General features: G+C 63.8%; 6 protein-coding genes and 1 pseudogene. 6 read left to right on the top strand and 1 reads right to left on the bottom strand.

From position 1 onward, the window contains the following. A partial coding sequence (locus JWM94_RS08600; RefSeq protein WP_299425031.1) for a histidine kinase dimerization/phospho-acceptor domain-containing protein occupies positions 1-861 on the bottom strand: 861 nt, incomplete at its 3' end. A gap of 98 nt (positions 862-959) precedes the next feature. Between JWM94_RS08600 and JWM94_RS08595 the strand changes: the two genes are divergently transcribed. From JWM94_RS08595 to JWM94_RS08570, 6 genes and pseudogenes are all read left to right on the top strand, one after another. Continuing rightward, positions 960-1,358, top strand: a complete 399-nt coding sequence (locus tag JWM94_RS08595; RefSeq protein ID WP_299425028.1) for a hypothetical protein — start codon at positions 960-962, stop codon at positions 1,356-1,358. Positions 1,359-1,417: 59 nt separating this feature from the next. Continuing rightward, the gene (glmU, locus tag JWM94_RS08590; protein ID WP_299425025.1) at positions 1,418-2,773 is read left to right on the top strand and encodes a bifunctional UDP-N-acetylglucosamine diphosphorylase/glucosamine-1-phosphate N-acetyltransferase GlmU; all 1,356 of its coding nucleotides are present in this window, start codon (positions 1,418-1,420) and stop codon (positions 2,771-2,773) included. Between the two features lie 274 nt (positions 2,774-3,047). Then, entirely contained in the window at positions 3,048-3,221 is a 174-nt protein-coding gene (locus tag JWM94_RS08585) for a hypothetical protein (protein ID WP_299425023.1), read from the top strand. Between the two features lie 41 nt (positions 3,222-3,262). Next, positions 3,263-3,559, top strand: a complete 297-nt coding sequence (locus tag JWM94_RS08580) for a ribbon-helix-helix domain-containing protein (RefSeq protein ID WP_299425021.1) — start codon at positions 3,263-3,265, stop codon at positions 3,557-3,559. Continuing rightward, positions 3,556-3,924 carry a type II toxin-antitoxin system VapC family toxin gene (locus tag JWM94_RS08575; RefSeq protein ID WP_299425018.1) on the top strand — a complete coding sequence of 123 codons (369 nt, stop codon included), beginning with the start codon at positions 3,556-3,558 and terminating at the stop codon, positions 3,922-3,924. Before JWM94_RS08580 ends, JWM94_RS08575 begins: the two co-directional genes overlap by 4 nt. 15 nt (positions 3,925-3,939) lie before the next feature. Then, positions 3,940-4,726 (top strand): annotated as a pseudogene (locus JWM94_RS08570) (glutamine--fructose-6-phosphate aminotransferase); the annotation flags it as partial.

The raw sequence follows: 4,726 nt of genomic DNA, 5'->3' as shown, positions 1-4,726 counted from the left end.
CAGCCGCGGGATGTGTTCGGGCGCGATACCGTCGCCTTCGTCGCCGACCGACAGCCGGACCATCCAGTTGGGGTAGCGCCATAGCTTGATCGCGACGGGCGTGCCCGGCCGGCCATATTTCATCGCTTTGCCGATCAGGTTGTGCAGCGCCTGGCTCAGCTGGACTCGGTCGCCGGGCACGAGGGGCACGTCGTCGGCGAGTTCGATCGCAACGTCGGCGGCACGCGGGTCGCGGGTGTCGATCAGCTCGGCTGTCACTTCCTCGAGCAGCGCGCCGAGATCGACCGAGGCATCCGGCAGCCGGTATTTCTCCGCCTCGATCCGGCTCAGCGAGATCAGATCCTCGACCAGCCGCTGCATCCGCCGCGCCTCATCGACCATCACTTTCAGGAAGCGCTGGCGCATGTCCGGATCGGCGCCGTCATCCTCGCTCAGCGTCTCCGCAAAGCCGAGGATCGAGGCGAGCGGGGTGCGCAATTCGTGGCTGGCATTGGCGACGAAATCGACTCGCATCCGCTCGGCGGCGTAGCTGCCGGTCTGGTCGATCAGGTGGACGACGCGGCGGCCATCGGGAATGTCGGTGACGCGCAATTCCCAGCGCTGGTCGAGCGTACCGAGCCCAACCAGGTTGATCGGTCCCGAGGCACCGCTACCCTGCGGCGCGGTCAGCCGCTCGGCGGCGGCGGGGTGACGGATCGCCAGCCGCACATCCTGGCCCAAGATGTGATGGCCGAGGAGTTCGCGTGCGGCGGCGTTGGCTTCCTCGACCCGCCCGTCGGCGATCACCAGCACCGGCTCGACGATGCCTTCGAGCACCGTCGCGATCGGCGGCGTGGAAGGTTGGGGAGGCAGGTCATCCATCGCCGGCCGCCGTATCCCACTCGCGGCGGCGGTGCCACCCGCAGATGGTGCGTGCCCATATCCGCGCTATAGTCAGGGCCGACTCGGGGGAGGGCGCGATGAAGCGGATATTTATGCTGGCGGCGCTTGCGCTTGGCGGCTGCTCGATGGGGCAGGATCTTACGTCGGGCGGAGCGGCGGTGGACGATTTCCATCGCCGGATGGATGCCGGCCAATTCGCCGAGATAGATGCCGCGGCCGGTCCGGAAATAAAAGCTACGCCGGGCGGGTTCGCGCCGATTCTTTCGGCTGTCCATGCCAAGCTGGGCAACGTGAAATCGTCCAGTCGCTCCGGCTTCAACGACCGCTATGACAATGGCGATCACCGGCTGGAGCTGGTCTACGATACCAAGTTCGACAAAGGCGACGGGGTTGAGCAATTCATCTATCGCCTGGTCGATGGCAAGACCGTGCTGATCGGCTATCACGTCAACTCAAATGCATTGATGACGAACTAGGATTTTGTGGCAATGGCGGGGGCGTCGTGGCAGGGCATGTCCACGGAGACGCCGACACAATGACCAAGCCGATCGCCGCGATCATCCTTGCCGCCGGCATGGGCACGCGGATGAAATCCGACCTGCACAAGGTGCTGCATCCGGTTGCCGGGCGGCCAATGCTGCTCCACCTGATCGACGCCTTCGACGCCGCCGGGGCGAGCGAGCGCGTCGTGGTGGTCGGCGCGCTGCGGGCGCAGGTCGAGGTCGCCGTGACGCCGCTGGGCGTCAGGATCGCCTCGCAGGACGAGCAACTCGGCACCGCGCATGCCGCATTGATGGCGAAGGACGCGTTGGCCGGATTCGATGGTGTCGCGATTGTCTGTTTCGGCGACGTCCCGTTCATCACAAGCGAGACGATCGCGGCGATGACTGCGCGGCTCGACGCGCCTGACAAGCCCAGGATCGCAGTGCTCGGCTTTCGACCGCCCGACGCGAAGGCCTATGGACGGATCATCGCGGGCAATGACGGTGCGATTGCCAAGGTTGTCGAGTTCAAGGACGCCACCGACGACGAGCGCGCGGTCGATCTGTGTAATTCGGGGGTAACTGCGGTGCGATCCGCCGATTTATGGCCGTTGCTCGAACGCGTCAGCAACGACAATGCGGCGGGCGAATATTATTTGCCCGACATCATCACGCTGGCATTGGCCGACGGCGACCGCGCGGTGGTGGTCGAAACCAGCGCGGACGAGGTGATCGGCATCAACAGCCGCGGCGAGCTGGCCTATGCCGAAGGCCGCTGGCAGACGGCGCGGCGCGAGCGCGCGATGGTCGATGGTGCGACGTTGATCGCGCCCGAGACGGTGTGGTTCGCATACGACACGCAAGTCGGCCGCGACGTGCTGATCGAGCCCAATGTGTTCTTTGGCCCCGGCGTGATGATCGCCGACAACGCCGTGATCCGCGCCAATTCGCATATCGAAGGCGCGACGGTGGGCAAGGGGGCGGAAGTCGGGCCCTATGCGCGCCTTCGCCCGGGAGCGGTGCTCGGCGAAAAGTCGAAGGTGGGCAATTTCGTCGAGGTAAAGAAGGCGACCCTCGGCAGGGGCGCCAAGGCCAACCATCTGTCCTATCTGGGGGATGCCGAGATTGGCGCGGGCGCGAACATCGGCGCGGGGACGATCACCTGTAATTATGACGGCTTCTTCAAGTACAAGACGGTGATCGGCGAGGGGGCGTTTATCGGCTCGAACTCGGCGCTGGTTGCGCCCGTCACGATCGGCGCGGGAGCGATCGTCGGCGCGGGATCGACCGTGACGAAGGACGTCGAGGCGGATGCATTGCGGCTGGTGCGGCCCGCGCAAGAGTCCAAAGCCGGTTGGGCGAAGCGGTTTCGCGATATGATGACAGCGAAAAAGGCGGAAAGGAAATGATGCGATTGGTCATGCTGGCGCCGTTTGCCGCGGTCAGTGCGTTTGTGGCCGCCGCACCGTCCTTCGCAACTGGCCAGGACATGCCGTCCCCCTATTTAACGCCCGCCGACGCGATCGAGGCCGCCGCCGCCGATTCCAAGCACGGCTTGCGCGGCACAAGCTGCTGGTCAAGGCCTGGGGCGTCGACGGCGATGTCGTCTACCTCAATTCGGAAGAGGATTATCGCGCCGACACGAGCATCAGCATTGCGATCCAGCCCAATGCGCAATTGGGCATGACACGGCGGTTCGGCTCGCCCGAAGCGTTGAAGGGAAAGACCATCTTCGTCACTGGCGTCGCCAAAAAGCAGAAGATCCTGCTGCTCACCAACGGGCGGCCGAACGGAAAATTCTACTTCCAGACGCACATCGTCGTGAAATTCGCCAATCAGATCCAACTCGCGCCGTGATGAGATGTTGACATGATATCATGATATGATATCAGTATATCATGCGGTTTTTGGTCGACATACCTGAAGACGATCTCAATTGGCTCGACGACCGTGCCAAAAGCGAGGGCAAGTCGCGCGCGGCGGTGCTGCGCGAGGCGGTCTCGAACTATATTGCGGCCCAATCCAAGGATGGGTTCGAGAAGTATTTTGGCCTGTGGGAGCGTCACGGCTCGACGGTCGATGGCCTCGAGTACGAGCGCAAAATGCGCGATGAATGGGTTCGCGAATGGGATCCTGACTATGATCCTGCGTTGCACGACAAGCCCACGAACGATCCGGATCGCAACGCTGCGTGAGCAATATCCACTTCGACACCAACATAGTGATCGATTGCCTGCATAATCGCCCGCAGGCTTGGGCGGAGGTGCGCCGTGCCTCGCGCGCCTGGATCAGCCGGATGAGCTGGATCGAGGTGCTGGCCGGGGTGCCCGACGGCACGGATGTTGAGACCGAGGAATTCCTCCGTTTGTTCGCGACCAGCGAGATCGACGAGGAAATTGCGCGCCGTGCGGCTGCGATCCGGCATCAGCGCAAGTCGATGAAAGTGCCCGACGCCATTATTTTGGCGTCAGCGCAGGTTAGCGGCCGCATTCTCGTGACCCGAAACACCAAGGACTTCCCGGCCAGCATGCCGGGTATTCGTATTCCCTATGTTTTGTAAGAAAGCCACGTAACCATGTGCGGTATCATCGGAATTGTCGGCAAGGATCAAGTCGCTGACCGGTTGGTTGAGGGGCTGCGGCGGATGGAATATCGCGGCTATGATTCGGCCGGAGTCTGCACGGTCAAGGACGGCCAGCTGATCCGTCGCCGCGCGGAGGGGAAGCTAGCCAACCTCGTCGCGGTGCTCGCCGGCGATCCGGCGCCCGGCACCACCGGTATAGCCCACACGCGCTGGGCGACCCACGGCGCCCCGACCACGTCGAACGCGCACCCGCATGCGACCAGGGAAGTCGCGCTGGTCCACAACGGCATCATCGAGAATTTCAAGCCGCTGCGTGAAGCGCTGCAGGCGCGGGGCCGGGTGTTCGAAAGCGAGACCGATACCGAAGTCGTCGCGCAACTCGTCAGCGAGCATGTCGAGGGCGGCAAGTCGCCCGAGGATGCCGTCAAGGCGGTGCTTCCGACCTTGCGCGGCGCGTTCGCCTTGGCGATCGCGTTCCGCGCGCATGACGACATGCTGATCGGCGCGCGGCTCGGCTCGCCGCTGGTGGTCGGCTATGGCGAAGGCGAGACCTATCTCGGCTCCGACGCGCTGGCGCTGGCCGGGTTGACCCAGAACATCGCCTATCTCGAGGAAGGCGATTGGGTCGTCATCACCCGCAACGGCGCGACGATCTACGACGCCGACAATAACCCGGTCGAGCGCGAGATCACCATTTCCGGCGCGACCGGCGCGATGATCGAGAAGGGCAATTACCGCCACTTCATGCAGAAGGAGATTTTCGAGCAGCCGATCGTCG

The organism is Sphingomonas bacterium, assembly GCF_028289855.1.
In the GTDB taxonomy this organism is placed as follows: Bacteria; Pseudomonadota; Alphaproteobacteria; order Sphingomonadales; family Sphingomonadaceae; genus Sphingomonas.
Note: the sequence above shows the minus strand (reverse complement) of the source record. Positions and strands in the feature narration are given on the sequence as shown.